At 51.6% G+C, this 25,059-nt stretch carries 20 protein-coding genes; 10 read left to right on the top strand and 10 right to left on the bottom strand.

Going from position 1 to position 25,059, the window contains the following annotated elements:
* Positions 1 to 145 precede the first annotated feature (145 nt).
* The 5 genes from KIS77_15260 to KIS77_15240 form a co-directional block, all read right to left on the bottom strand.
* On the bottom strand, positions 146 to 337 hold the full coding sequence (locus KIS77_15260) for a cold shock domain-containing protein (protein MCW5923702.1): 192 nt from the start codon (positions 335 to 337) through the stop codon (positions 146 to 148).
* Between the two features lie 231 nt (positions 338 to 568).
* Complete coding sequence (locus tag KIS77_15255; protein ID MCW5923701.1) at positions 569 to 1,390, bottom strand: methyltransferase domain-containing protein; 822 nt, start codon at positions 1,388 to 1,390, stop codon at positions 569 to 571.
* A gap of 187 nt (positions 1,391 to 1,577) precedes the next feature.
* The gene (locus KIS77_15250; GenBank protein ID MCW5923700.1) at positions 1,578 to 3,014 is read right to left on the bottom strand and encodes a T9SS type A sorting domain-containing protein; all 1,437 of its coding nucleotides are present in this window, start codon (positions 3,012 to 3,014) and stop codon (positions 1,578 to 1,580) included.
* Positions 3,015 to 3,300: 286 nt separating this feature from the next.
* Complete coding sequence (locus tag KIS77_15245) at positions 3,301 to 5,973, bottom strand: carboxypeptidase regulatory-like domain-containing protein (protein ID MCW5923699.1); 2,673 nt, start codon at positions 5,971 to 5,973, stop codon at positions 3,301 to 3,303.
* A 47-nt stretch (positions 5,974 to 6,020) separates the two neighbouring features.
* Positions 6,021 to 6,809: a GLPGLI family protein gene (locus tag KIS77_15240; GenBank protein ID MCW5923698.1), complete on the bottom strand. Its 789-nt coding sequence runs from the start codon at positions 6,807 to 6,809 to the stop codon at positions 6,021 to 6,023.
* A gap of 622 nt (positions 6,810 to 7,431) precedes the next feature.
* On the opposite strand from KIS77_15240, the gene KIS77_15235 reads away from it, so the two are divergent.
* The gene (locus KIS77_15235; GenBank protein ID MCW5923697.1) at positions 7,432 to 8,325 is read left to right on the top strand and encodes a transposase; all 894 of its coding nucleotides are present in this window, start codon (positions 7,432 to 7,434) and stop codon (positions 8,323 to 8,325) included.
* Positions 8,326 to 8,806: 481 nt separating this feature from the next.
* Positions 8,807 to 9,049, top strand: a complete 243-nt coding sequence (locus KIS77_15230) for a helix-turn-helix transcriptional regulator (GenBank protein ID MCW5923696.1) — start codon at positions 8,807 to 8,809, stop codon at positions 9,047 to 9,049.
* A gap of 24 nt (positions 9,050 to 9,073) precedes the next feature.
* Here KIS77_15230 and KIS77_15225 read toward each other — a convergent pair whose 3' ends face one another.
* Together KIS77_15225 and KIS77_15220 are read right to left on the bottom strand one after the other, a co-directional pair.
* The gene (locus KIS77_15225; protein ID MCW5923695.1) at positions 9,074 to 9,820 is read right to left on the bottom strand and encodes a GLPGLI family protein; all 747 of its coding nucleotides are present in this window, start codon (positions 9,818 to 9,820) and stop codon (positions 9,074 to 9,076) included.
* A 65-nt stretch (positions 9,821 to 9,885) separates the two neighbouring features.
* Positions 9,886 to 10,200, bottom strand: coding sequence for a hypothetical protein (locus KIS77_15220; GenBank protein MCW5923694.1), 315 nt, complete (start codon positions 10,198 to 10,200; stop codon positions 9,886 to 9,888).
* A gap of 187 nt (positions 10,201 to 10,387) precedes the next feature.
* Between KIS77_15220 and KIS77_15215 the strand changes: the two genes are divergently transcribed.
* Positions 10,388 to 10,741 (top strand): helix-turn-helix transcriptional regulator, encoded by a 354-nt coding sequence (locus tag KIS77_15215; protein MCW5923693.1) that lies wholly within the window; start codon positions 10,388 to 10,390, stop codon positions 10,739 to 10,741.
* Between the two features lie 43 nt (positions 10,742 to 10,784).
* On the opposite strand, the gene KIS77_15210 is transcribed toward KIS77_15215, so the two are convergent.
* From KIS77_15210 to KIS77_15200, 3 genes are all read right to left on the bottom strand, one after another.
* Positions 10,785 to 11,693, bottom strand: coding sequence for a helix-turn-helix transcriptional regulator (locus tag KIS77_15210; GenBank protein ID MCW5923692.1), 909 nt, complete (start codon positions 11,691 to 11,693; stop codon positions 10,785 to 10,787).
* A gap of 75 nt (positions 11,694 to 11,768) precedes the next feature.
* Complete coding sequence (locus tag KIS77_15205) at positions 11,769 to 12,680, bottom strand: dihydrodipicolinate synthase family protein (protein ID MCW5923691.1); 912 nt, start codon at positions 12,678 to 12,680, stop codon at positions 11,769 to 11,771.
* A 90-nt stretch (positions 12,681 to 12,770) separates the two neighbouring features.
* Positions 12,771 to 13,952, bottom strand: a complete 1,182-nt coding sequence (locus tag KIS77_15200) for an NADP-dependent malic enzyme (protein ID MCW5923690.1) — start codon at positions 13,950 to 13,952, stop codon at positions 12,771 to 12,773.
* Between the two features lie 208 nt (positions 13,953 to 14,160).
* Here KIS77_15200 and KIS77_15195 point away from each other — a divergent pair, with 208 nt between their 5' ends.
* The 7 genes from KIS77_15195 (at position 14,161) to nspC (ending at position 24,836) form a co-directional block, all read left to right on the top strand.
* The gene (locus tag KIS77_15195) at positions 14,161 to 14,394 is read left to right on the top strand and encodes a hypothetical protein (GenBank protein ID MCW5923689.1); all 234 of its coding nucleotides are present in this window, start codon (positions 14,161 to 14,163) and stop codon (positions 14,392 to 14,394) included.
* A gap of 1,118 nt (positions 14,395 to 15,512) precedes the next feature.
* On the top strand, positions 15,513 to 16,634 hold the full coding sequence (locus KIS77_15190) for a DUF4856 domain-containing protein (protein MCW5923688.1): 1,122 nt from the start codon (positions 15,513 to 15,515) through the stop codon (positions 16,632 to 16,634).
* Positions 16,635 to 16,848: 214 nt separating this feature from the next.
* On the top strand, positions 16,849 to 17,964 hold the full coding sequence (locus KIS77_15185) for an imelysin family protein (protein ID MCW5923687.1): 1,116 nt from the start codon (positions 16,849 to 16,851) through the stop codon (positions 17,962 to 17,964).
* Positions 17,965 to 18,225: 261 nt separating this feature from the next.
* Positions 18,226 to 19,662, top strand: a complete 1,437-nt coding sequence (locus tag KIS77_15180; GenBank protein ID MCW5923686.1) for an HTTM domain-containing protein — start codon at positions 18,226 to 18,228, stop codon at positions 19,660 to 19,662.
* Positions 19,663 to 20,036: 374 nt separating this feature from the next.
* Positions 20,037 to 22,220 carry a TonB-dependent receptor gene (locus tag KIS77_15175; GenBank protein MCW5923685.1) on the top strand — a complete coding sequence of 728 codons (2,184 nt, stop codon included), beginning with the start codon at positions 20,037 to 20,039 and terminating at the stop codon, positions 22,218 to 22,220.
* Between the two features lie 91 nt (positions 22,221 to 22,311).
* Positions 22,312 to 23,655 carry a Fic family protein gene (locus KIS77_15170; protein MCW5923684.1) on the top strand — a complete coding sequence of 448 codons (1,344 nt, stop codon included), beginning with the start codon at positions 22,312 to 22,314 and terminating at the stop codon, positions 23,653 to 23,655.
* A 38-nt stretch (positions 23,656 to 23,693) separates the two neighbouring features.
* Positions 23,694 to 24,836 carry a carboxynorspermidine decarboxylase gene (nspC, locus tag KIS77_15165; GenBank protein MCW5923683.1) on the top strand — a complete coding sequence of 381 codons (1,143 nt, stop codon included), beginning with the start codon at positions 23,694 to 23,696 and terminating at the stop codon, positions 24,834 to 24,836.
* The last annotated feature ends 223 nt before the right edge of the window (positions 24,837 to 25,059 follow it).

Raw genomic sequence — 25,059 nt, 5'->3', positions numbered from 1 at the left:
CTCTGAATCATGTAAATCGTGCTAATCCTGTCAAAACGAAACCTGTTTGAAGGCGCAAAGGTAGTTAGCCAGAGGCAAATAAAAACCCCCGACAGCGAACTGCCGGAGGTTTTGCAAAGTATGAATCTTAGCGTCTCGATTGCGCTCAGGCAATTTTGACATTGACTGCGTTCATGCCTTTTTTGCCACGAGCGGTGTCGTAGTTGACGATGTCGCCTTCGCGGATGTTGTCCAAAAGGCCAGTGGCGTGTACGAAAATTTCCTCTTTAGAGGAGTTGTCAACGATGAAGCCAAAACCTTTGGACTCATTGAAGAACTTTACTGTTCCAGTATTCATTGAAAAAAAATTGAAAAGAAAATGATGTGATGTTGTGGCTTTCGCCGCGACAAAGGTAGGGGTTTGTTTTGCAAAAATTTGAATTTCAATGAATTTTGAGAAAATTTAACTTTTGTACGCCGGAACGCTGTTCCGGCGAGGCAAGTGCCGGAACAGCGTTCCGGCGTACAATGCAAAGCCCTCGCCCCGCAAACAGCGGAGCAAGGGAGGGGAAGAATTGTTTTCACGAACTTACTTTTTCACGGCCATCACGACCCGCGCCTGTAACGGCACATAGAGGTCTTTTTCGCCGAAAAGAGTCGCCAAATCTTCAGATAAAGCCTTTTTCATCACGGGTAAGAGAGTCGCGTCGCGCTCCATGATGGCGGTGTGAACAGGTGTCCCTTCGAGCAGGCCGGTGGCCGCTGATTCGGCCGATTCGGCGTAGCCTGTCAGGCGTAGCACCTGCATCGAGCCGATTTCAAAACCAGCGGATTGGAGGTCTTCGCGGATTTCATTGGCGTCGTGGTACGAAAAAGGCACTTTGTAAAACGCGGGCGTGTCGGTCGGGAAAAAATGGCCGAGCATCTCGTCGGTCAAGCGAGCGGCGGGATTGCGCTTGATGTCGTCCCAAGCGTTGAAGAGGAACACGCCGCCGGGTCGCAACACTCGGAACGCTTCGGCATAAGCCTTGCGGCGGTCGCTGTAAAACATCACGCCGAACTGGCTCACGACGCAGTCGAATTGCTTGTTTGGGTAAGGCAGGGCGACAGCGTCCACGACTTCCCATTGGATGTTGCTGTGTTCTGCGAGGCGCTCTTTGGCAAAATCCACCATAGCGGGGTTTACGTCGGTGGCGACGATGAGCGTGCCTTCTGGTAGGGCGGAGGGCAGGTGTTTGGTCACGCGGCCAGTGCCGGCGGCCACTTCAAGCAAGGCGTTGGGGCTAAGGTGGCGGATGCGCTGAGCCATGTCGAGCGCGAACGGCTCGAAGAAAAGTGGGCCGAGGTAGTTGTCGTAATTGGGGGGGATGGAGCCTGAAAAGGCAATGGGGACTGCTTGTTGTGTCATCATTGTGGTTGAAAATTTTTTTGTTGAATGATGACGCAAAGGTGCAGGCGAAGCGAGGCGGGACGCTTTTCTTAAAAGGTCAGTTTTTTTGCTGAGAGGGTCAATGACGGCATGGCGTGGGTGAGAACACCTGCGGCGAGAAACGTGCGAACAGTCGGCGCTTTTGTTTTTTTTGGGTTCTCCGCGACTTTTAGAAACGGTGTATCATCATTTTGAACGACCTTGGAGCCGCGTTTTGCAGGTAAACAATGCCCGTGTAAAACCCGTTGGGCAGTTGCGAAATCTCTATGCTGCCGTCGCTCAAAAAATGTTGGTTGTTCCACACGAGGTTGCCAACCGCATTGAATATATGTATGCCGCTGAGCGATGATTTGTCCTCCAGTTCAAAATACAGCACATGCGACGCGGGGTTCGGATAGACTTTCATGGTGAGCCAATCAAGGTCGTTTGTGGAGTTTGTGTAGCACCCGTCCACGTCGGAACGCTTGTAGAGCAGTTGACCGTTGGTGCTGAAGCACCGAATGAGCACGGGTGGGCCGTCCTCTCCCAAAGAGCAGAACACCTCCGTCCAGAACAGACGCTCCACGTCTCCCATCCCTTCTATCCATCTGGTTGTGCCGTTGCACAAGGTGCTTTCGAGCAGGTGTGACTTTCGCGGCACACCGTCCAATAGGGCTATCGTGTCCACCTGCACAATTCTCCGGTCTCCTTGCCCCGGCAAGGCTGGGTCGGGAGGGAGCGTGTCGCCGACACCAAAATCCATATCATACAGCAGGCGTTCGGGCTGGTTGTTGGTGTCCCATATCTTGAACACTTTCCCGTTGTCTTCGCGTAAATACTGGCCCGTGGAATGCCACGGTCCGCCGCTCATGTTTTTGGAAAATATCAACTCCCGGTAATGCTTGCCTGACAACAGGAACGAGTCGGTCGAGAAGGTGTAACGCCGTATTTCTGGCGGAAACGAGGGGAACAGATAATCTGCCACCCACTCGTTTGCGGGTGTCACTAACGGTATGTAGGTGACTTTGGTGCCGCAGGTCGAGTTTGGCTCGGGATAGCTTAACGAGCCGTTGTAAAAGCAGAGCAAGCCACCCAGTTCGGGGTCACAGGCCCCCGTTTGCGGGAACAAAAATCCGCTTGAGCCAGCATACTGGATGATTTGTTGTCCCCATGACAAGTAGCCGCTGTCCAGCGTGACGTGCTGTATTTGGAACTCGTGTGTCCCCACCACTTGTGTCTCGACGGCGGTCACCCGAAACTTCGCGCAGTTTTCTCCAAAGGGGGTGCAGGTGGTGAAGGTTTGCCCAACTCCGGCGTTGAAATCATACAGGGGGAGAAACGGGTCGTTGGCGTTGGTGGTGAAGGAGGCGCGACCGTCTTCCAAATGAATATACATCTTCGGCGGCAGGGTGCCGCAGTCTGCGCCACCTGCTAACACGATGCAGGGCTTGCCTTGAACGGTCGCGGTGTCAACGGCTTCCACCACGGCGAAAGGTGTCGAGGGCGGCCAAGGGCCAAACTGGTAGCGCATGTAAAACCATTTGGTGCCAATGGGCGCGAAGTACGTTTGCCCGCTCAGCGCAGGAGCTGACAGTAAAATCAAAATCGAAAGGAGGAAGGTTTTCATGTGTGATGTTTTTTTGATGATGAAATGCCACACAAATCTATCAGCCTTCCCGTCGCTTATGCTTGGAATAATTGTTTTTTGGAAAAAACGGGCGAAAAAACACCTTGATTCGACAAGATTGTCAGTTCGCCATGATTGATGTTCTTGATTTTGAATGGATTGTGTATTCGGTCTATGGCTTGGAGGCGCGAGGTGTAAAAAATGGTCGCTGTGCGGACGCGCTGCCGTAAGGGACGCGAGCGTTTTTTTGCTGGGGAGGTCGAATCGAATCAATCGCCTTTGTTTTTCAAAATCTATAATCCCAGCTCAACAAAAAAAACGGCGTGACGGCTTTCACGCTCGTGCTGCTTTGAAAAAAAGCGTCGGCGAACACTTGTTCGAAACGTCGGCTGTTGAGCAGATTCACTACTGAAAGCCTTGCCTCGCTTCTCCATCGGGGCAAGCGCAGTCGGCTCACGGCATTGGCAGTATAAAATATGCTGTATTGCGCTCCGTTGCTCCGGTTGGCAATGCGGTAAACGTAAAACTTCGTGTCGAACTTTCCGGGCGGCTTCACCACCACTTGGGCTGAAGTGAGCCAATTAGTTCCCGTGAGGCTTACGCTTGCTTGGCCTTGTGTGTTGTTGGCGATAGAGTGCGTGATTTGGTTGGAAAAAATAACATTCACCCAAGTGTCGAAAGCGGTGCCTGCCTCCACCGACAAAATGTGAATTTGTGAATTGAGGTCGCGCGGCATTTCGCTGTTTATTTTGTTTTGCTGTCTCAGCCCGATGAGGTTGTACCCGAAGCCCAGCCTCGCGCTCAATTTTGGGAAAAAACGGCTGCCCGACCCGCTCGCCGAATAGTTGGACAGCACAATGGGCCTGTATTTTTCCTGCAAAAAAATGTAAGGGTTGATTTGGAATTGTGCGCCCAACTGGTTTGCCGTGTGTCCTGCCCCGATACCCACGTTCCACGAAAACTGTTTTTGACGGTCGTTGAACACCAAGCGTGCGCCTCCCTTATGGCCGGGCATGAGCACCGGAAGGGGCAAGCCCCGTTGCGCCGATTGATAGTCCGTGAAAACGAAATCGGGCAGATAATCGGTAAATTCGGGCGTTCTTTGTTGGAAATCGTAGTTTGCCACCAGCGCCGTTTTTTCGCTCAATTCATAACGGGCGTGGAAGTGCGGTTCCAATTTCCACAGGGAGGCTGTTTTTTCAATGTCGAGGTATTCATCCATGGAAGCGAGCGGCATCCATGAGGCGCCGAGCCTGAGTCGGACTGCCAAGGCGCCAACATTTTTTGAAAACGCCAGTCGAGCGAAGTATTCGGGCGCTCGCAGGCGGTAATCGTTCTGGAAACCCGAATCGGGTGTCCATCGCGTACTTTCCGCGTTTTCCAAAAACACGTCGGAGGCCAGTCGGCCCCATTCCCAATCCACGCCGGCTTCTGCGTTCCAATTGGAAGTCCGATTCTGAGTGATGTATTTCCCCAAAAAAAGGCTTCTCCCCTGTCGTTGCCGCGCGTTTTGTTGGAGAAGAGCAAAGGAGGAGTCGAGGCCGAAAAAAAAGGGGTAATAAGCGTAATCCGACGAAAGCGTTTGCGTCCCATCCCGCCAGGCATTTTTGGAAACAAGCTGGAACAGCGCGTTGGGGCTTTTTTTTAAGGTGTATTCCAGCGCGACAAACCCGTTGAGGGTGTTTTTTGAAATATCCTGCGTGATGACGAAGGGCGGGTTTTGCGGCTGCTCGCGCAAAATGTCGAATTGGCTTCGTTGCGGTCCGCCGTTGATTTTGACAAAACTGCGCAGCGACTGCTTCTGGTCGGGCGCGAAATAATCGGCCTCGATTTGAAAATTGCCGACGCTCCCGCGCCGTTCGGTGGCGCGTGCTTCGGTCAAGTCCAGACTTGCCGCGTCGAGCAGATAGCGTGTGCGCTGATTCACCGTTTGCTCCAACTGTTCGTGCCCGACCCAGCCCGTCATTTTTATTTTGAAAAACGGGGAGATGGGCATCACATGGCCGAGAAACAAAAACCCGGTGCGATTCGCCTGCGTGAAGGCCCTCGGCAAGCCTGCGCTCTGCATGGGAGGGTTTTCTATCAACTCGCTGACTTGTAGCGGGTTGCTCTGAATACTCTGGCGGCTTTGGTCAAAAATGTCGCCCTGATTCAGGTAGTCTATGTCGCCCAAAGCGTCGCTGCCCGTGTTGTTGGCGTTCCCGATGAGGTAGGTTTTGTCGCGGCGTGTCAACGAAAACAAGTTGGTATGCGCAAAGCCTTTCCAATCGTCGCCATGCCCCGAACCGAGCGTGGCGCTGCCGGAGGTGGAGCGTTTTTTATCTTCCTTGATTTTCAGGTTCAGCACCAAGCGGTCGGATTGCTGAATGCCTTTCATCAATGGGTTTTCCTGATAGCGTTCAATGGCCTGGATTTTCGAGACCATGTCCGCCCGGATGTTGCGCGTGGCGAGGTGGTAGTTTTGATTGAACAGGTCGTCGCCTTCTATGAGCACGCGCTCCACGAGTTTGCCGTTGAGGCTGATTTGGCCGCTTTCACTGACTTGCGCGCCGGGCAGTTTTTTGAGCAAATCTTCCACGGAAAACTCGGTGCTGTCTGAGAATGAGGCCACGTTGTATTCCGTCGTGTCGCTGCGAACGACGACGGGCGGCGCCTTGCCGCGAACGACGATTTCCTGTAGCACGGCATTTGCCAGCGTAAAATTTTGAACGGGCGATAGATTCTTGACGGGCAACCGCTTGGCCTCGGTACGATAGCCGAGGCTGCGGGCGGTGAGCGTGACGCTGTCGCAGTCGGTCGCTATGGTCAATTGATAAAAGCCTTTGTCGTCGGTGGAGGCGAAAGACAAGATTTGTTCGTCGCGGCAGCTCGTGGCGACCACGCTGGCAAAGGCAACGGGCACGCCCGATGAGTCGCGGACGTGGCCGGAGATTTGTTGGCCGTTAAGTGAAGCGAACAAAAAGAGAAAGAAAAAGTAGGATAAAGTTCGCCTATAGTACATTGGATTTAATTGCCCGTCTCAACCAATTCAATAGTATTTTTATCGGGTGTTATTGATACATCATTTCCCTTTGAGCGAAATTCTTTTTCAAGGTTTTTACAATACTCATTTCTCGCCTTAATAAATTCTGCATAGCTCATTCCAGTATTGTTCCCAGATGGCATTTCAATCGTGCTTGCAATTGTTGTTGATAATTCTATTTTGACAAAGGTAAATTTTACTTGGTCGTCTAAGGTGCGGGCTTCAAGAATTAAGCCCGGAAGGCCGCCCAACTTGTAAGGCCCCGTGTTGGCCGGGATATCAATCGCAAACCAAGCCTCATATTCGCGTCCGCCAAATTTTCCGAGTGCCTTATGACACTGGTATGGGCCAAAGGTTTTTCGTTCGGTTGGGGATATGACCCAAGCAATGTCGCCCAAAGTATCTTCTACTATACAATGTTGTTTGGAGAGATAACATGGTATTTTGGACCACATTTTTTTCTCTTTATGGAGCTTGTATATCGGGAATCCCTCTGAATCTCCAGAGATATGTACTGAGTTGTATTCATCTATCTGTTTGTTAAGGCTTTCCATTGGCACTCCATGATGGATATATGCTGACCGGGCATTGTTGAAAAAAAGAGTGGCAAGGCCATTGCGGTCTTTATCTGCTGAAAGTTCTACTGTATGTAAGTACGTCACTGCACCCATAGGTTTGCTATCCGATTGGGTATTTGTACTGTCGGCTTGAGATTTTAGAGAGGTGATGGAGAAAAACAAGAATGACAAAGCAAAAGATAGCGTTTTTTTCATGGCTTTTAAATTTATAGGAAGTGATATCAAAAAACAAGTGGCATATCGAGATTAAAGAGGATTTGGTAATGTCATTGATTTACTTGCAGATGGGTGCATCTCAAATTGTCGTAAGTAAATCGGAACGCTGTTCCAATATATGCCGGAACAGCGTTCCGGCGTACAAAAGCGACAATTTTCAAATGTACCCTTGCAGATTTTCAAAGCATTGCAAGTGTGGTTTATTCAACACTACTTTATGTAGACTATTCCATCCATTGGATATTTTTCGTGCGCTAAAGCCTTATAATGCTTCAAAATATGGAAGGCTTCAGAAGTCGAAGATATCCAATGGGTATGGCGCTACCTTCTTGAATCCTCAACAACAGCCTAACGATTCGCACATTTGAAACCATAAGCCTATTGCGGTACCTTTTCCGCCGCGCTTGGTGTTTTCACCAAGCGTCCGCCGCGGTGAGCGTCGCGTCGCCATTCGCGATACTGCTTGGTGAAAACACCAAGCATGGCGCGGAATTATGGCATACCATGCGCCAATTTTGTCATAGGATTTAACAATTGATGGCGGCTATAGTCAAACCGGAATGGAATTGAACAGGGCATCGAGAAAACATAACTTTGTGGCATGATAGGCAAACTGCTGACGACATCGGAAAAGGAACTTGTCGAGGAGTTGCGCGGCAACACCCGTGACAAGTTTTCGTACATGAAGTTGTCGGTTTTGATATTGTTGGACATGGGCAAGGATTACGACGAGGTGGTGGCGATTCTGGGCATAGGTCGTGGCACCATCAGCAATTGCCTTCAAAAATACCGTGCCGACGGCTTGGACAAGTATCTGGACAAGCACTATGTGCCGTACAGCGGGAAGATGAGCGACGAGCAGTTGGGCCGGGTTGATTCTGAGGTTTCGGCGGGTGTTTTCACCAGTTTGCAGCAGGTGCGGGATTTCATCGAAAAAGCGTTCGGCTTGGGGTACTCGCTGAGCGCGGTTCGGGGGATTTTGGAAAAACTCGGCTTCGTGTACAGAAAGACGAGCGAGGTTCCGTGCAGGTTCAGCGAGGCGGAGCAGGAGGCGTTTTTGGAGCAATTTGTCCCCTTTTTGGAGGAAACGCCCGAGGACGAGACTGTTTCACGGGCGGCGACGCGATGCTCACCGCGACAGCGCATGGTGAAAACACCAAGCGCGGCGGAAAGTCGCAGCTATGTCTTTTCTTTTTGGCGAGAACATCAAGATAAGGCGAGGAGGCAAAAATCGCTTTGTGCTGGTGATGCATCAATTAGGGAAAGTGATGCTAGTATTACACCCCCCACTTCCGCTGTGGCAAGTACACCTCATCCTTTTACATGTTTCAAAAACGACTGTATCGCATCCTGTACATGGCAAGCCAGCAATACATTCCATTGTACATCCCGAACCATCACCTGTTGCGACAAAAACTATGTCTTCGCCGTTTTGAGAAAGTATAATGTACATTTGGCTCGGATTATACTGATTGGGACGAGTAGCTGTTGCTAAAATATAGTAATAGCTGCCAAGCGTGTCGGTGCCAACTGACATTGCAGCATTCGATAACGTTGCATTATTTAACACGAAAGCAAGAGAAGATGTCAGCTCGGCATCTGTCTTGGTAAGCGTGGGTATTCCATTCACAAAAGACCCTACAATGATGGAGGATGGTGTTTGGGCGTTTAACTGGAATGCGACAATGAGAGCGAGCGAAAGCTGGGTCACTTTAAATAAGTTTGTCACGACCGGATGGTAAGCACACCACGCAGGGCAGGGAGCGAACAAAAGAATTGCTTTTTTCATGACTTAAATATTTGTTTGATGCCTACTCTTGGAGGGATTTTCGGCTTGCTCCCGTTGACAAGACAAAGATAGCCGCCCTCAATTGTTAAATCCTACGACAAAATTGGCGCATGGTATGCCATAATTGACGCGTTTTGCCATATATTTGAGGCGTAGTTTTGTAATTTCGCCAAATCAGCTTCATCCCATGCCAAGTATTCACGAAAAAATCCGTGCGGCACGCGTGCGGCGCGGATTGACGCAACTCGAAGCCGCCCAACTTGCCTTCATTTCGCATCGAACTTACCAGAGAATAGAGGCTGGCGGGACATCGCCCACCGCCGACCAGTTGGAACGCATCGCTGCCGCCTTCGGCTGCTCGGTATCTGACCTGTCCGCCGCGCTTGGTGAAAACACCAAGCGCGGCGGAAAAAAAACGCACAGCCGATGACCCGGCAATATAGCATAACCTGTTTCAATTACTCGTGTCCAGTTCGATGGATTCCATGCGAGTGACAGTCATTTCAATGCCTCTTGCCTTTGCGTCCTTTTCCAAATTTTCATTAAATTTTAGTTCGCCTTCTATAAAATTTTTGTATGTCATGTTCATGTCTTTGCCACGAGGTATTTTAATTAACTCCGGAATCGCGGAAGACATTTCCAATCTGTCAAACAAAAATTTTACTTTCCCGTCTGCCGAAGTAGCTTCGAGAATAAGCCCCGGCAGCCCGCCTAATTTGTAGGGGCCACTCGGAATCGGAATGTCAAGTGTGTACCAAGCCTCATACTCGCGCCCTCGGAATTTGCCTGTCGCTCGGCGGCAGTCGTATTGACCGAATCGCTTGTGTTCAGGATGTTGCGTCCAAACTATTGTGCCAAACGTATCACTTACAATGCAATGATTTTTTGATTGTCGGCAGAATATCTTGCAAAACATTTTACGCTCCGAGTGGAGTTTGTAAATGGGAAAGCCTTCGCTGTCTCCTGCTAAGGTCATAGATAGATATTGGGGAGAGCTGACAGATGAATCCTTTGTAGGTGCGCTATTTTGTATATAGACAGAGCATGTCTTATTAAACAACAGGGTGGAATAGCCATTATTTTGAATATCGGCAGGAAGGCTCACTTGCTGGCTATATGTTATCTTGCCGATAGGAATGCTATCGGATTGCGCCAAAAGGTTTGAAGACAACAAGAGACTTAGAAAAAGATATTTTCGCATGGAGTGAAAAGTTGGTTAGTAATAACCGCACATGAAGCATAAATTTGCTTCATGTGCAATAAGTTTTACCGGATATCATAGCAGCACCCTAACTCACAGAGTCTGTCACCTAAAAAGTCAAGCTCGATATTACAGTTGCCACAATTGCATATAACACATACTACTGTGCTTCCACAAGACGAACAATAAACGCATGGGACATCTTTTTCAGATGATTCGGGAACACTTAAGGTGCCTCCTGTCAAGATGTTTATTTTTGAAATTGCTTGGTGGGCCAAGCTACTTGCATCGTCAACTAAAAGGACTTTTGGGTCGGTATTGCTTGCAAACGCCATCGTAGAGCCAAAGGCAAAAACGAACAAAAGAATTGCTTTTTTCATGACTTAAATATTTGTTTGATGCCTACTCTTGGAGGGATTTTCGGCTTGCTCCCGTTGACAAGACTAAGATAGCCGCCCTCAATTGTTAAATCCTACGACAAAATTGGCGCATGGTATGCCATAATTGACGCGTTTTGCCATATATTTGAGGCATAGTTTTGTAATTTCGCCAAATCAGCTTCATCCCATGCCAAGTATTCACGAAAAAATCCGTGCGGCACGCGTGCGGCGCGGATTGACGCAACTCGAAGCCGCCCAACTTGCCTTCATTTCGCATCGAACTTACCAGAGAATAGAGGCTGGCGGGACATCGCCCACCGCCGACCAGTTGGAACGCATCGCTGCCGCCTTCGGCTGCTCGGTATCTGACCTGTTTGGGTCCGACGTGGAGGACAAGGACTCGCCGCTGCACAAAGAAAAAGAATCGGAACTTCAAAAAGAAAATGCTCAGCTGCGCAAAGAGCTTGGGCATCTCCAACGAACGGTCAAAATGCTTTCAAATTTTCTTCCCGACTTTCTCACGCGGGGGGGGGGGCGATGACAAGATTTAATCATCTATCCTTTTCGCGCGATGCTCAACGGCCCTAGCCTATTTTTTGCCTAAAAGCGACAGGTGGCGCTCCAAAATGCTCCCGAAACGCTCGGCTGAAATGAGAAAGGTTCTCAAAACCGCTGTCGTAGGCGATTTCGCTAACGGACAAGTCGGCCTTCATCAGCAACATTTTGGCATGGGCGAGGCGGCGCTCCAAGAGCCACTTGCCGGGTGTTTGGCCGTATATTTTTTGGAAATCTCGCTTGAAGGCGGAAAGGCTGCGGTTGCAGAGTTGGGCGTACTGTTCGAGTTTGAGGTTGTAGGGAAAATTGTCCTCCATGATTTTCCGCAAGGAGACGGCGGCAGGCTCATTCAACAAAGAACGGAAGTAGGAGATTGCCTCGCGGTTGTGCGGGTTGTGCGCGACATTGAGCAGTAGCTCGCGGAATTTGAGTTCGAGCAGCGTCTTGTCGGGCTGTGGATTTTGGGTAAAATAGGGGAGCATGGCGTGCATGAACGCCGTGATGGTCGCGTCGGCTTGCACCGGGAACACGGGCTGGTGTTTTTCGATAGTTGGAGACGCCTTTAATGTCAATGGGCGGAGCGTCTCGCAAATAAATTCGTCGGAGACAAAAAAGAGCAAAATGCAAAACTCGGCATCGAAAAATTGCTCCACGATGTTTGCTCCTTTGCGAACAAACACGCAAGAGCCTTTGGTCAACTCGTGCGAACCAGTGGGGGTATGCCAAATTTTTTTGCCTTCCAGTACATACACGAAGTAGTTGTGATGCGACCACATGGCTTGCATACGGCCTTCGAGCGGGCAAGTGAACTGCGTCATCAGCTCTTTCTCAAAAGCCAGTTGCTTGTATTTCAACTGGTTGTCGCGGATATAATCGTAGAAGTTGTAAAACGGGAACTGCCCAAGTTCTTTTGCGGGAGGAGAAGGAGGATTCGTCATCGGTTGCTGGCAAGTAGTTTGACTGGCGCAACCATAAGAGACGTGCTACTTTTCCAAAAGGTGTCACCACAAAAGTTAAATTACCAATACTGGCAATTCGGGTCGCGTTCGGATACCTTCTTCGATGATGCGGAGTACTCGCTCGCGTTCCTCTCCCTCCAAAGGAAGTCGTGGTGCGCGCACATATTCGGTTCCGATGCCTGTCATTTGCTCCGCCAATTTGATGTATTGAACCAGTTTGGGATGGATGTCCAACTCTAGCAGGGGCAAAAACCAGCGATATATCGGTAGGGCTTCCTCCAGCCATTCCGCTTTGACGAGGTTGTAGATAGCGACCGTTTCGGCGGGAAAGGCGCACACCAACCCTGCCACCCATCCGTCGGCGCCCATGAGCAGCTCTTCCATCGCCAATGTGTCCACCCCGCAGAGGATTTTTAGGCGCTCGCCAAAAGCGGTGCGCAGGCGGGTTACGTTGGAGATGTCGCGCGTGGATTCTTTTACTGCTTGAATTTGTGGATGTTGGAGCAATTCTTCAAACATCGGCAAGGTCACTTCGGTCTTATAGTCCACCGGGTTATTGTAAACCATAATAGGCAAGGACGTTGTGTCGGCAATGGCGCGAAACCACTCGACCGTCTCGCGGTGGTCGGTGCGGTAGCGCATGGGAGGCAACACCATGAGGCCATCGGCGCCAAGTTTTTCGGCGCGTCGAGCGGCAGCGATGGCATCGCGAGTGGAGCCTTCGGCGATGTTCATGATGATGGGGACACGCCCGGCAGATTTTTCCAACGCGAATGTAAGCAAACGGTCTTTCTCGCTATCGGTCAAGGTGCTGGACTCGCCGAGCGTGCCGCCGAGGATAATGCCGTGCACGCCTGCTGCGATTTGAGCGTCGAGGTTGAGGCCGAACATCGGGAGGTCGAGTTCGTCGTTGGGGGTGAATTTGGTCGTGACGGCGGGATATACGCCATTCCAGTCAACTTGCATGGTCAGGTATTTTGAAATGAAAAATTTGGCGGGCAAAAGTACTCACCAAAGATGACTTGAGGATTTGTATAGCATGCCGCAATTTGCGCATCACAACGCCTTTTTTGCAGCCCGAAATACAGCCTTCGCCACTCGCTTGGCTACTGTTTTGTCAAATGCGGAAGGGATGACGCACGCTCGTTGCGGTACCTTTACGCAGGCGGCGATGGCATAAGCGGCGGCGAGTTTCATTTCCATTGTGATGCGGGGCGCGCGGGCATCCAAAGCGCCACGAAAGATGCCGGGGAAGCCGAGCACGTTGTTCACTTGGTTGGGCAAGTCGCTGCGTCCTGTGCCAACTATTGCAGCGCCGCCTTTGTAGGCTTCTTCGGGCATGATTTCGGGGTCAGGGTTTGCCAATGCGAACACGATGGCATCGTTCGCCATCGTCTTGATGTCGGAGGGTTTGAGCAAGCCTGCTTTGCTCACACCGACAAACGCATCCGCGCCGCGCAGGGCATCGAACACGGTGCCGCTAATATTGGCGGTGTTGGTGTATTCGAGCGCGGCGCGTTTGTAATTGTTCAGGTCATCGCGGTGGCCTCCAATCACACCTTTTGTGTCACAGAGGATGACATCGCGCACGCTGATTTTCGGGCGTTTTGCGCCGTAGCCTTTTAACAATTTGGTGATGGCTATACCAGCTGCTCCTGCGCCATTAACGACGATTTTCATGTCATTCAAGTTTTTGCCTATGACTTTGGCGGCGTTTATGAGGGCGGCAAGCACCACCACAGCCGTGCCGTGCTGGTCGTCGTGAAACACCGGGATGCCCAAATCCTGAAGGCGCTCTTCGACAATGAAACAATTGGGGGCGGCAATGTCCTCCAAATTGACCCCGCCGAAAACTGGCGCGATGTTGCGCACCGTGCGAATGATTTCATCCATGTCCTGTGAGGCCAAGCAAATAGGGAAGGCATCTATGCCCGCGAATTTTTTGAACAGCATGGCCTTGCCTTCCATGACCGGGATGGCTGCTGCCGCCCCGATGTTGCCCAGACCGAGCACCGCCGAGCCGTCGGTCACAATTGCGACCGTATTGCCCTTGATGGTATAGTTGTACGCTTCGTCGGGGTTGGCCTCGATAGCCAAACAGGGCGCTGCCACACCGGGCGAATAAACAATGGAAAGGTCTTCTGTGGTGTTGACAGCTACTTTGGGGCGGACGCTGATTTTGCCCTTGTGCTTTTTGTGCAGTTCGAGCGAATCCTTCGAGTAATCTTTTACTGGCATGAGAATTTGGTTTAGCCACTAATCTGGTTAGAAAAATGAGCGGCTAATGTAGGCCGAAAATTAAAACCGCAGCTCGCGGCTCAATATCAAAACTGACCGGTTCGGCTGTCTCGACTTCCCGCTCGGGCAGATAAACTTGACGGAGCTGCGCCCGGCACTGTCTTTTGCGGCAAAATTCAACTGTTTTTTCAATCAAAATTTTACGACGATGAAAAATACAAAAAGCCTAGTCGCCATTCTCCCACTGTCATTGTCTTTTTTCTTCGCTTGCACCAACAGCGACGACAACCCCTCTGTCGGCAGTGATATCACGCCTTCCACTGGGCAATGGAAAGCGGGTTGTTTTTTCGATAAAAAAGATGAAACGAGCAACTATGCTGGCTATACTTTTGACTTCGGTGCCAATGGCAGCCTAAGTGCCACCAACGGCAGCCAAACTTAGAACGGGACTTGGCTGACTGGCTTCGACGATAGTGGCAACAAATTCCTGATTGAATTTACAGGCACCGTGCCGAGCGCACTGTCGGGATTGGAAGAAGATTGGCGCATCATTTCTGTTCAAGGCAATTTCATGCACTTCGAGCACACGAGCGGCGGCAACGGCAACACCGATGTGCTAAAGTTCACCAAGATTTAAGATTGTTTTCATTTGGTTTTTTGGGGGGTTAAGTGGGCCAGGCGCAATGCCCGGCCTGCTTTTTTTATCTCAGACAACTTTGTCGGAAAAAAACTCGTGTCTCAATACAAAGCAATGCTCAACAAGGGAGAATTGGCTGAAACCATCCAGGGGTGTCGGGACGGCGACCGCTACGCACAGAACCGGCTTTACCGCGCATTTTATGCATGGGCATTGCTATCTGCCTGCGTTACACCGGCAATGAGGAGGAGGCACGGGCAGGGCAAACGCATCAAAATACAACCGACCTCGGAGAGGTCAAATGTTGGTAGAAATGGTGTGTTTTTGTGATAGTTATCACGACCTCGGAGAGGTCAAATGTCTATCGCAGTAAACAGGTCACCAACATTCGACCCCGCCGGGGTCGTAAACACCGCGGAAACGGGGCGTTTCTACCAACATTTGACCTCTCCGAGGTTTGTGCCATTTTGATGCGTTTGCCCTGGGAGGCACGGGAATGTGCGCAAGATGGTTTTTTCAAAGTTTTTACAAACAATAGTTCGTAAAGAATTAGGCGGCGATTTTGCCATGACTGTACAGGCATTGGAGGGCTGGATGACTTTTTGTGACATTCGGGGTATTGGCGAACACGTCAAAAACTCTGTTGACCACCAGTTCATTGAAATACTGCGTTTTATGCCTTGATTCGCTAGGATTTGTTAGATGAACATGATTGATGTTCTTGATTTTTAGCAGATTGAGATGGCAGCCATGCCCAAAACCTAACGGCGCTAAGTATACAAGCCGACGAGTGCAAGCATGGCGAATAAGCCTGCAACCTTCCGTGTCAAAATTAAGTCAAACTTAATCTGGACAAAATCTCGATAAGCCCGAATGCTCATTACATTTGCCCCGACATTGTTCATTCAAATTCAACTACACACATGAAAAATACACTTCCCATTCTAATCGCCTGCCTTGTGGCCTTCGCTTTCACGTCTTGCAAGAAAGACGAAAAAGCACCTCTCGACATCCCCACGACCTACGACGCTGCTTCCTTCGCAGCCAACACCGCTACCGAGGATGCCGTCCGCAACCAACTCGATGCTTTGGTCAATGAAGCCAAAAAAGGACGCACACCCGGCACGGTACTCAATTATGCCACCCTCTCGCAACTGTACAGCACGGGCAGCCCTAGCCTGAAAAGCATCACCACCACCTATTACGCGGGTCGCCTCGACGGGGCGGGCAACTGGCTCGACGAAATGGCCAAGGCAAGCGGGTTGGGATATACGCCCGGCACGCCAGTAGGTCAGGGCGGCACCTTTGGCGGTTATCTGTTCGACGAGAACGGCCTCGAAATCGAGCAGTTGGTCGAGAAAGGGCTTTTCGGAGCGGCGCTCTACCACCACGCCGTCAACCTGATGCAAGGCACCATGACACCCGCCTCTGCTGACCAGTTGGTGCGCATCTTTGGTTCGCATCCCGATTTTCCCAACACCCCGACGGCATCGAAGGCTGCCAACCCTGACAAGTTCATGGCCAACTACGCCGCCCGACGCGACAAAAACGACGGCTCAGGGCTGTACTTCCAAATGAAAAATGCCTTCATCAAACTCCAAGCCGCGCTGAAAGCCGGCGACGAGTACAACCAAGAGCGCGACGAGGCGCTAGCGACCATCCGCGAAACGTGGGAGAAAGTGAACGCCGCCACCATCATCAACTACTGCCATAGCGTCATCTCCACCATGAGCTCCACCAATCCCACCGATGCACAAAAGGCAAGTGCCTTGCACGCTTATGGAGAATGCGTGGGCTTCATACACGGCTGGCGCACCATTCCGCAGTCGCACAAAAAACTCACGGACGCGGAGATTGACGAAATTTTGGTGTTGCTCAACGCGCCTTACAACGGCACACCGACCTCCTATAAATTTGCGACCGACCCGTTGACCGAACTGCCCAAACTGACGCAGGTCATCGGCAAGTTGAAAGCGAAATTCGGCTTCTCTGACCAAGAGATTGAAGACTTCAAAAAGAACTGGGTCGCGGAGCAGGGCCGCTAATTGGGATTTACGATTTGCGATTTGCGATTGACGATTTCCTGAAACAGCCATTCTTGGTTTGTTTATGAGATGTCGCCCTTTAATTCTTCCAATATGACACCTCATAATATCCCCCGAAGCGAGAAATATTGCCCCCGAAGTGGAAGTGGCTGGATAATCGTCAATCGTAAATCGTCAATCGTAAATCGGCACATTCACTCAAAATCAAAAACTTATGTCCAATCGAGCCTATCTTTCCCTCCTTGTTCTCGGCCTCTCGACGCTTTTCGTCGCGCCTGCCTGCGATTCTAAATCGAAAGAACCCGGCGATTCTTTTGACCGCAAGGCGATGCTGCGCAATTACGCGGACAATCTCGTCGCACCAGCTTATACTGACCTCAAAAGTAAAACCGACTTGCTTCTCACAGTTGCTACGGCATTTGAATTGGCACCTTCCGCCGGAACGCTCGCCGCCCTGCGCGACGCATGGGCAAAAGCCTACACGCAATGGCAATACGTCAATGCCTACAATTTTGGCCCCGCCGGAGAAGAAGGTCTGAAAAAAGGGCTGATAGAGGAAATCGGCACATTCCCGGCCAGTGAGATGAAAATCGAGAACGCCATCGTCGGTGGCAACTGGAACTTGGAAGACTTCAACCGCGACGCGCGTGGGTTTTTAGCCATCGAATACCTGATTTTTGGAAAAAATCAAAGCGACGACGAGATATTAGCCACGTTCGCCAACAGCGCCAACCGCCATCGCTATCTCATCGGCCTTGCCGACAATATAAATGACCGGGTAGGCAGTGTCCTGAACGCTTGGAACGGCGCCTATCGCGCCCAATTTGTGGAAAACGCTGGCACGGACGTGGGCAGCAGCACCTCACAACTCTACAACGAGTTCGTGCGCAGCTACGAGTCCATCAAAAATTTCAAACTCGGTCTGCCGCTTGGCAAGCGCCCCGGTCAGGTGCAGGTGGAGCCGCAGTTGGTGGAGGCATATTATAGTGGTCAGTCGTTGGCAATGCTCAAAGCCCATTTCACCGCCATCGAAGAAATCTGGCATGGTCGCACCAAAAACGGACAAGACGGCATCGGCTTTCGCGAATATCTGGAAAACGTGGAAGGTGGCCCAGCCTTGATTGCCAACACCGAGGCACAGTTGGCCGCCGTGAAAGCCGCCCTCAATGCCCTGCCGACCACGCCCTCGATGTCGGAGCAAATCGCCGGCGACAACTCGAAAGTGGAGGCGCTCTATGTCGAACTTTCAAAGATGACCCGCTTTTTCAAAAGCGATATGTCGTCGTTGTTGGGCATCGCCATCACGTTCAGCAGCGGCGATGGGGATTGATTGAATGCCCCAAATGACCTTAATGACTTCTTTAATGCCCCAAATGACCTTAATGACTTCTTTAATGACCTTAATGACCTCTTCAATGCCCCAAATGACCTTAATGACTTCTTTAATGACCTTAATGACCTCTTCAATGCCCCAAATGACCTTAATGACTTCTTCAATGACCCAAATGCCCCAAATGACCTTAATGACCTCTTTAATGACCTTAATGACCCCTAATGCCCCCCAATTACCCCCAATAACGGCAATAACGAAATGGCGACAACGAGGAACATCAAAAACTGGCTCTCCCGGCCCATCAGCATCGCCCCTCTGATTACGCTGCGCGTGGTCATAGGGGCGCTCCTCGTGTTCAGCACCGCGCGTTTTTGGGCGTTGGGTTGGATTGACGACCACTATGTCCGCCCGATGTTTCATTTCAAATACTTCGGCTTCGAGTGGGTGGAGCCGCTGTCGGCGACGGGGATGTATGTTGTTCACGCGCTTTTGCTCATCAGTTCCTTGTGCGTCATGTTGGGGTTGTTTTATCGGTTGGCGGCAGTGGCGCAATTTCTGCTTTTTACCTACACGGAACTGATTGATTTGACTTACTACCTCAACCACTATTACTTCGTTAGCATCGTTTGCGGTTTGCTCATTTTTGTTCCCGCCAACCGTGCCTATTCGCTCGACGTGCTTCGCAAACCCGCTATTTTTCAAAAACAAATCCCGCGCTGGACGATTTTCATTTTTCAACTCCAACTCGGCATCGTCTATTTCTACGCAGGTTTGTGGAAAATAAATCACGACTGGCTCGCGAACGCCCTTCCCCTAAAAATCTGGGTGCCTGCAAACGACCAACTCCCGCTCGTCGGCTGGCTTTTCCAGCAAAAAATCACGCCCTATTTGTTCAGTTGGGCAGGGATGCTCTACGATGTGACGATTGTGTTCTGGCTCGCATGGTCGCGCACTCGCCCGTGGGCTTACCTCACGGTCATCGTGTTTCACACCCTGACGGGTTTGATGTTCCAAATCGGCGTGTTCCCGCTCGTGATGCTCGGCGCGACGCTGATTTTTTTCTCGGAAAAATGGCACGAGCGAGTGTGGAATTGGGTTTCGGCTACGTTTACGAAACCTTCAAGGTTTCGTAAACGTGATTCAAACGTGAGTGTTAACCCGCCCGTAGAGCGGACAGATCCTTACAGGATGACAAACGTAGAGCACACGGAAAGCGGTTCGCGAATCAGAAACTCATCATTTGCTATTCATCATTCACCATTAATCATTCTCTTCTTCGCTTTCCAAATCCTCTTCCCTTGGCGCTACCTGCTCTACCCCGGCAATGTCTTTTGGACGGAGGAAGGCTACCGTTTTTCGTGGCGCGTGATGCTGATGGAAAAGGCAGGCACCGCCACATTTTTTGTGAAAGATGCCAAAACGGGGCGCGAAGGCGAAGTGGTGAACAGCGAGTTTTTGAACCCGCATCAGGAAAAACAAATGGCGATGCAGCCCGACATGATTCTGCAATTCGCCCATTTTTTAAAAAAACACTACGAACAGCGCGGCGTTAGTGACCCCGCCGTGCGGGCGGAAGTCTATGTGACGCTGAACGCCCGCCCCAGCCGACTCCTCATTGCTCCAAATATTGACTTGACAAAACTCCGCGACGGTTGGTCGCATAAAACATGGCTCACTCAAAGTATGCCGGAATGACATCCCGGCCAATCTCACGAACACGTTTACGAAACCTCGAAGGTTTCGCAAACGCCGCGCTTATGCTGGCCGGAATATCATTCCGGCATACCTCACGAACACGTTTACGAAACCTCGAAGGTTTCGTAAACGTCGCGCTTATGCTGGCCGGAATATCATTCCGGCATACCTCACGAACACGTTTACGAAACCTCGAAGGTTTCGCAAACGCCGCGCTTATGCTGGCCGGAATATCATTCCGACATACCTCACGAACACGTTTACGAAACCTCGAAGGTTTCGCAAACGCCGCGCTTATGCTGGCCGGAATATCATTCCGACATACCTCACGAACACGTTTACGAAACCTCGAAGGTTTCGTAAACGTCGTGCTTATGCTGGCCGGAATATCATTCCGGCTTACAGTTGCGGCACAAACCGACACAACCCAGTCTACCCAGCTCCGCGAAATCACCGTCACTGCTGGGCAAGAGCAGGGCATGGCGTTGTCGCACCTGCACGGCGTGGAACAGTTTGGCATTTACAAAGGCAAAAAAACGGAAGTGGTATCGCTGGCTCAAATCACAGCCAACACGGCCACCAACAACCCGCGCCAGATATATGGCCGCGTGACGGGGCTGAACATCTGGGAAAGCGACGGCGCGGGGCTGCAACTCGGCATCGGAGGGCGCGGCCTAAGCCCCAACCGAACGGCCAATTTCAACACTCGCCAGAATGGCTACGACATCAGCGCCGATGCCTTGGGCTACCCGGAGAGCTACTACACCCCGCCCGCCGAGGCGCTCGACCGCATCGAAATCGTGCGCGGCGCGGCATCGCTGCAATACGGCACTCAGTTTGGCGGCCTCCTGAACTTTCGCTTCAAACGCGGCCCCGAAGACAGAAAAATCGCCCTCACTACCCGCCAAACGGTCGGCGCATGGGGCTTTTTCGGCTCCTTCAACAGCATCGGCGGCACCGTGCTGAACGACAAACTCAACTACTACGCCTATTACCAATACAAACGCGGCGACGGCTGGCGACCCAATAGCGGCTTCGACTACCGCTGCGGCTACGCATCCGCTGACTACCGCGCTTCGGACAAATTGTCGCTCCGCCTCGACCTGACGCGCATGGACTATCTGGCGCAGCAGCCGGGCGGCCTTACCGACAAGATGTTCCAAGACGATGCACGCCAATCGGTGCGCGAACGCAACTGGTTTTCGGTGGAGTGGAACATGGCTGCTGTCTCCTTGAATTACAATTTTTCCGAAAAAACACGCCTCAACGTGCGCAACTTCGGCTTGCTGGCGCAACGGCAGTCGCTCGGCAACTTGGAGCGCATCAACGTCGCCGACTTTGGCCAAAACCGCACGCTGATTGACGGCCAGTTCAAAAACATGGGGCAGGAGACCCGACTGCTGCACCAATATAAAATAGATGGCTTGCCCCAAACGCTGCTTTTTGGATACCGGCTCTATTCGGGTTTTTCGACCGCCAGACAGGGCGACGGCAGCGCGGGCAGCGACGCGGATTTCAGATTTATCAACCCTGAAAATTTGGAAAACTCCGCCTACGATTTCCCCAATCAGAACCAAGCGGTCTTCCTCGAAAACGTCTTCAACCTGTCCTCCCAATGGAGCCTCACGCCGGGGCTGCGCTACGAGCGCATCGTCACCCGCGCCGAGGGCTATTTCACGCAACGGGTGTTGGACGCGGCGGGCAACGTGATTGTGCAAAACAAGATTGACGACAACCGCGAGCGCTCGCGCGATTTTCTCATCGGCGGGTTGGGCGCCACCTTCAAGCCACGCGAGGCCGTCGAGATGTATGCCAACATCTCGCAGAACTACCGCGCCATCAATTTCACCGATTTGCGCATCGTGAACCCCAACTTCGTGGTGGACAGCAACCTGCGCGACGAGCGCGGATTCACGGCGGATTTGGGCATTCGCGGCAGCAAATCAAATATCTTCACCTACGAGGTAACGGCTTTCTACATCGCCTACAATGGCAAAATCGGCCAAGTGCTTAGGGCCGACCAGCCGCCGCTGTACAACGACTATCGTTTCCGCAGCAACATTTCCGACGCTCGCAACATTGGCCTCGAGGCCTTCGGAGAGGTGGATTTGTTGCGTTTCTTTTCTTTGAAAAACCCTCAGACACGGCTCACGATTTTTGTCAACGCTGCGGTGGTGGATGCCCGTTATGTGAACACCGACGACAGCGCCGTGCGGGGCAAAAAAGTGGAGATGGCGCCCCCGCTGATGTTGCGCACCGGGATTTCGTTCCAAAGCGGCGCTTGGCGCGGCGCGTTTCAATTCGCCCACATTGGCGAACATTTTTCCGACGCGACCAACGCCGCGCGCACGGCTACGGCGGTGGAGGGGCTGATTCCGGCGTACAGTGTGGCTGACCTTTCCGTTTCCTACGCTTGGCGCTGGCTGACGCTGGAAGCGAGTTGCAACAACCTGCTGGATGCCCGTTATTTCACTCGCCGGGCGGAGAGCTATCCCGGCCCGGGCATCATCCCGTCGGACGGGCGAGGGGTGTATGTGACGGTGGGGGGGCGGTTTTGAGATTGAGATGATTCGATTCGCCTCAATGTATGAATGAACACCCATTTTTCGCGGACACAACCCTACTTTTGCCTCTCTTAAAATCCCCACCGTGTCCAAAATCACCGACAGACTCACACAAGTCGAGGCATTGCGCCGCCAAATCGAATCGCACGGGAAACTTCCCGACGAGACGCTGCGCCGCATCGAGTATCGTTTCCGTTTGGAATGCAACTACTACTCCAACCGGCAGGAAGGTGGCACGCTCACCCGGCAGGAGACGCGCACGGTGATGACGGGCATCATCACCATCGAAGGCAAGCCATTGAGCGATGTCAGGGAGATGCAAGGGCATGACAAGACCATGCTTGAAATCATGCGTATCGGGCAAAGCGAACTCAGTATTTCAGAAAAACGCATCAAAGACATTCACCACGCCATTGTCGTGGAGGAAGATTCAGTGACACAAAAGCAGGTGGGTGAATGGAAAAAAGAGCCTAACGAAATCATCAACTGGAAAGGCGAAAAATTCGGCTTTACCCCGCCCGCCGAAGTGCCGGAGGCCATGCGCCAACTGTTGAATTGGCTCAACGGTAAACTCGAAAAAGTGAAACGTGGCGACAAAAACGCCATTCACCCCGCGGTGCTGGCTTTTGAATTTCACCACCGTTTTTTGACCATTCATCCTTTTCACGATGGCAACGGACGTACCGCCCGACTGCTTAGCAATCTGATTTTGGTTGCTAACGGCTACCCGCTTTTTTATATCACTGATGAAGAAAAAGAAACCTACAACCGATACCTCGCCGACATACAAGGCTATGGCAGCGCCCCTGATTTGTTTGTTGAGCTCATGCTCGGATTGTTGGAGCGCTCCCTGCGATTGACCTTGGATGTGGTGGAAGGGCGAGATGTGGAAGAAGATGATTGGGAAAAAAGACTAAGCCTGCTCACGACCGAATTAGCCGTCGAGCCTTCGTTGCAAAAAATCCGTTCAAAAGAAACCCTGCTTGAGGTGGCGGGAAAGGTGGTTTTCCCGGTGCTCGAAGTCTTGCGGCCAGTCTTTGCCAAATTTGATAAACTCTTTCTAAACCGGAAGATTTGGTTCGGAGCAGGAAGCGGCCTTGTCTTAGTGGAAGGCATCGAATCAATGCGGCAAGTGCTGGACAATAGCCTGCGCGATGATACTGAGGGAATGAGCATTGTGATACACTTCGAAGGCTTTACCAAAGCCCCGCGTCATCCTTTTGACATTCGCTTTGGCATCAAATGGCAGTTCCTACCCTACGACTACTCATTTTATCTTCCTGCCGAAAGCGGGCTGCCACAGTTCAATCGTCCCTACCATAAATACTATTCCCCTGAAGAAATCAAGGACACTTCCAATCAAACGGGCACTTATCTGACTGATTTGATGGAGAAAAAAATTAGGGAACAGCAAAACCCGTCCGCTTAGTTTTGTTTCCAAAATTCTACAAAATACTGACTTGCCTCATGGACATCAACAAAATTCCTTCCCCCTGCTTTGTGCTCGAAGAGCGCCTTTTGCGCAACAATCTGGAAACCATCGCTCGCGTGCAACGCGAGGCGGGTGTGCAAATAATCTTGGCGTTCAAGGGCTTTGCCATGTGGAGCGCCTTCCCCATTGTGCGCGAATATGTGCAAGGCGCCACAGCCTCCTCCCTGCACGAGGCACGGCTGTGTTTTGAGGAAATGAAAACCAAGGCACATACCTACGCTGTCGCCTATTTGCCCCGCGAATTCGGCAAAATCATGGGATATTCCAGCCACATCACCTTCAACTCGCAGGCGCAGTATCGGCGTTTCCGAAAAAAGCTGGAGCGACACCCCGAACACATCAGCCCCGGCATTCGGGTCAATCCCGGATGGTCGCCCGTCGGGACGGCGCTCTACAACCCCGCGTCGCCGGGGTCGCGCCTCGGAGAGCCTGTCGAGAATTTTAAGGGAAAATTGCCAGATGGCCTAGAGGGGCTGCATTTCCACACCCTTTGCGAAAGCACGAGTTACGATTTGGAAAAAACGCTGGAGCATTTTGAACGTCAGTTTGGGAAATTCTTGCCCGCCCTCCAATGGGTCAATTTTGGCGGCGGCCACCTGATGACGCGGAAAGGCTATGACGTGGAACACTTGATACGGGTGCTCACGTCGTTCAGAAAACGTTGGCCGCATTTGCAAGTCATTCTGGAACCCGGCAGCGCCTTTGCGTGGGACACTGGGGTGCTCGTCAGCACCGTGCTCGATATTGTGCAAAACAAAGGCGTGAAAACGGCCATTCTCGATATGTCATTCACCGCTCACGCGCCCGACACGCTCGAAATGCCATACCGACCCGCTGTTCGCGGCGCCACTGCCGACCCCGCGCCCGGCGACAAACATCTTTACCGACTTGGGGGGGTGAGTTGTCTCAGCGGCGATTTCATGGAGGCATACTCATTTGAAAAGCCTCTGAAAGTCGGTCAGAAAATCGTGTTCGAGGACATGATTCACTACACGATGGTAAAAACCACCACTTTCAACGGGGTGACGCACCCCAGCATCGCTATTTGGCGAAAAGAAGGGGGATTGGATGTGGTGCGGAAATTCAACTACAATGATTACAAGCGCCGCTTGTCGTAGTGCGGCAAGATTGAATTTTGCTGACTGTAACGAATGCGGTAAGCACCTGACTCGGCGGGGCAAAATTCGGTAGCACTCGAACGGTAGGCCCCATCGGGCGAAATGTTGCCATGCGAGGGTCTTGCCCCCCGCGCATCTCACAGCGCCCGTGCTACCATGCGGCGGAATGGCACCTCGCAAAACCAAGACATGAGCACTAACCGAGTGCCGTCGCCAACCTGAA

The sequence above is a fragment of the Saprospiraceae bacterium genome (assembly GCA_026129545.1).
Lineage (GTDB): Bacteria > Bacteroidota > Bacteroidia > Chitinophagales > Saprospiraceae > M3007.
The sequence above is the reverse complement of the archived record's forward strand: the minus strand, read 5'-3'. Positions and strand labels throughout refer to the sequence as shown.

What these genes read in the sequence shown, in the direction of transcription:
- KIS77_15260 (MCW5923702.1), bottom strand. Translation starts at nt 337, where the DNA reads ATGAATACTGGAACAGTAAAGTTCTTCAATGAGTCCAAAGGTTTTGGC.
- KIS77_15250 (MCW5923700.1), bottom strand. Translation starts at nt 3,014, where the DNA reads ATGAAAACCTTCCTCCTTTCGATTTTGATTTTACTGTCAGCTCCTGCG.
- KIS77_15200 (MCW5923690.1), bottom strand. Translation starts at nt 13,952, where the DNA reads ATGCCAGTAAAAGATTACTCGAAGGATTCGCTCGAACTGCACAAAAAG.
- KIS77_15195 (MCW5923689.1), top strand. Translation starts at nt 14,161, where the DNA reads ATGAAAAATACAAAAAGCCTAGTCGCCATTCTCCCACTGTCATTGTCT.
- KIS77_15215 (MCW5923693.1), top strand. Translation starts at nt 10,388, where the DNA reads ATGCCAAGTATTCACGAAAAAATCCGTGCGGCACGCGTGCGGCGCGGA.
- nspC (MCW5923683.1), top strand. Translation starts at nt 23,694, where the DNA reads ATGGACATCAACAAAATTCCTTCCCCCTGCTTTGTGCTCGAAGAGCGC.
- KIS77_15235 (MCW5923697.1), top strand. Translation starts at nt 7,432, where the DNA reads ATGATAGGCAAACTGCTGACGACATCGGAAAAGGAACTTGTCGAGGAG.
- KIS77_15180 (MCW5923686.1), top strand. Translation starts at nt 18,226, where the DNA reads ATGGCGACAACGAGGAACATCAAAAACTGGCTCTCCCGGCCCATCAGC.
- KIS77_15220 (MCW5923694.1), bottom strand. Translation starts at nt 10,200, where the DNA reads ATGAAAAAAGCAATTCTTTTGTTCGTTTTTGCCTTTGGCTCTACGATG.
- KIS77_15230 (MCW5923696.1), top strand. Translation starts at nt 8,807, where the DNA reads ATGCCAAGTATTCACGAAAAAATCCGTGCGGCACGCGTGCGGCGCGGA.
- KIS77_15175 (MCW5923685.1), top strand. Translation starts at nt 20,037, where the DNA reads ATGCTGGCCGGAATATCATTCCGGCTTACAGTTGCGGCACAAACCGAC.
- KIS77_15240 (MCW5923698.1), bottom strand. Translation starts at nt 6,809, where the DNA reads ATGAAAAAAACGCTATCTTTTGCTTTGTCATTCTTGTTTTTCTCCATC.
- KIS77_15185 (MCW5923687.1), top strand. Translation starts at nt 16,849, where the DNA reads ATGTCCAATCGAGCCTATCTTTCCCTCCTTGTTCTCGGCCTCTCGACG.
- KIS77_15255 (MCW5923701.1), bottom strand. Translation starts at nt 1,390, where the DNA reads ATGATGACACAACAAGCAGTCCCCATTGCCTTTTCAGGCTCCATCCCC.
- KIS77_15210 (MCW5923692.1), bottom strand. Translation starts at nt 11,693, where the DNA reads ATGACGAATCCTCCTTCTCCTCCCGCAAAAGAACTTGGGCAGTTCCCG.
- KIS77_15205 (MCW5923691.1), bottom strand. Translation starts at nt 12,680, where the DNA reads ATGCAAGTTGACTGGAATGGCGTATATCCCGCCGTCACGACCAAATTC.
- KIS77_15190 (MCW5923688.1), top strand. Translation starts at nt 15,513, where the DNA reads ATGAAAAATACACTTCCCATTCTAATCGCCTGCCTTGTGGCCTTCGCT.
- KIS77_15225 (MCW5923695.1), bottom strand. Translation starts at nt 9,820, where the DNA reads ATGCGAAAATATCTTTTTCTAAGTCTCTTGTTGTCTTCAAACCTTTTG.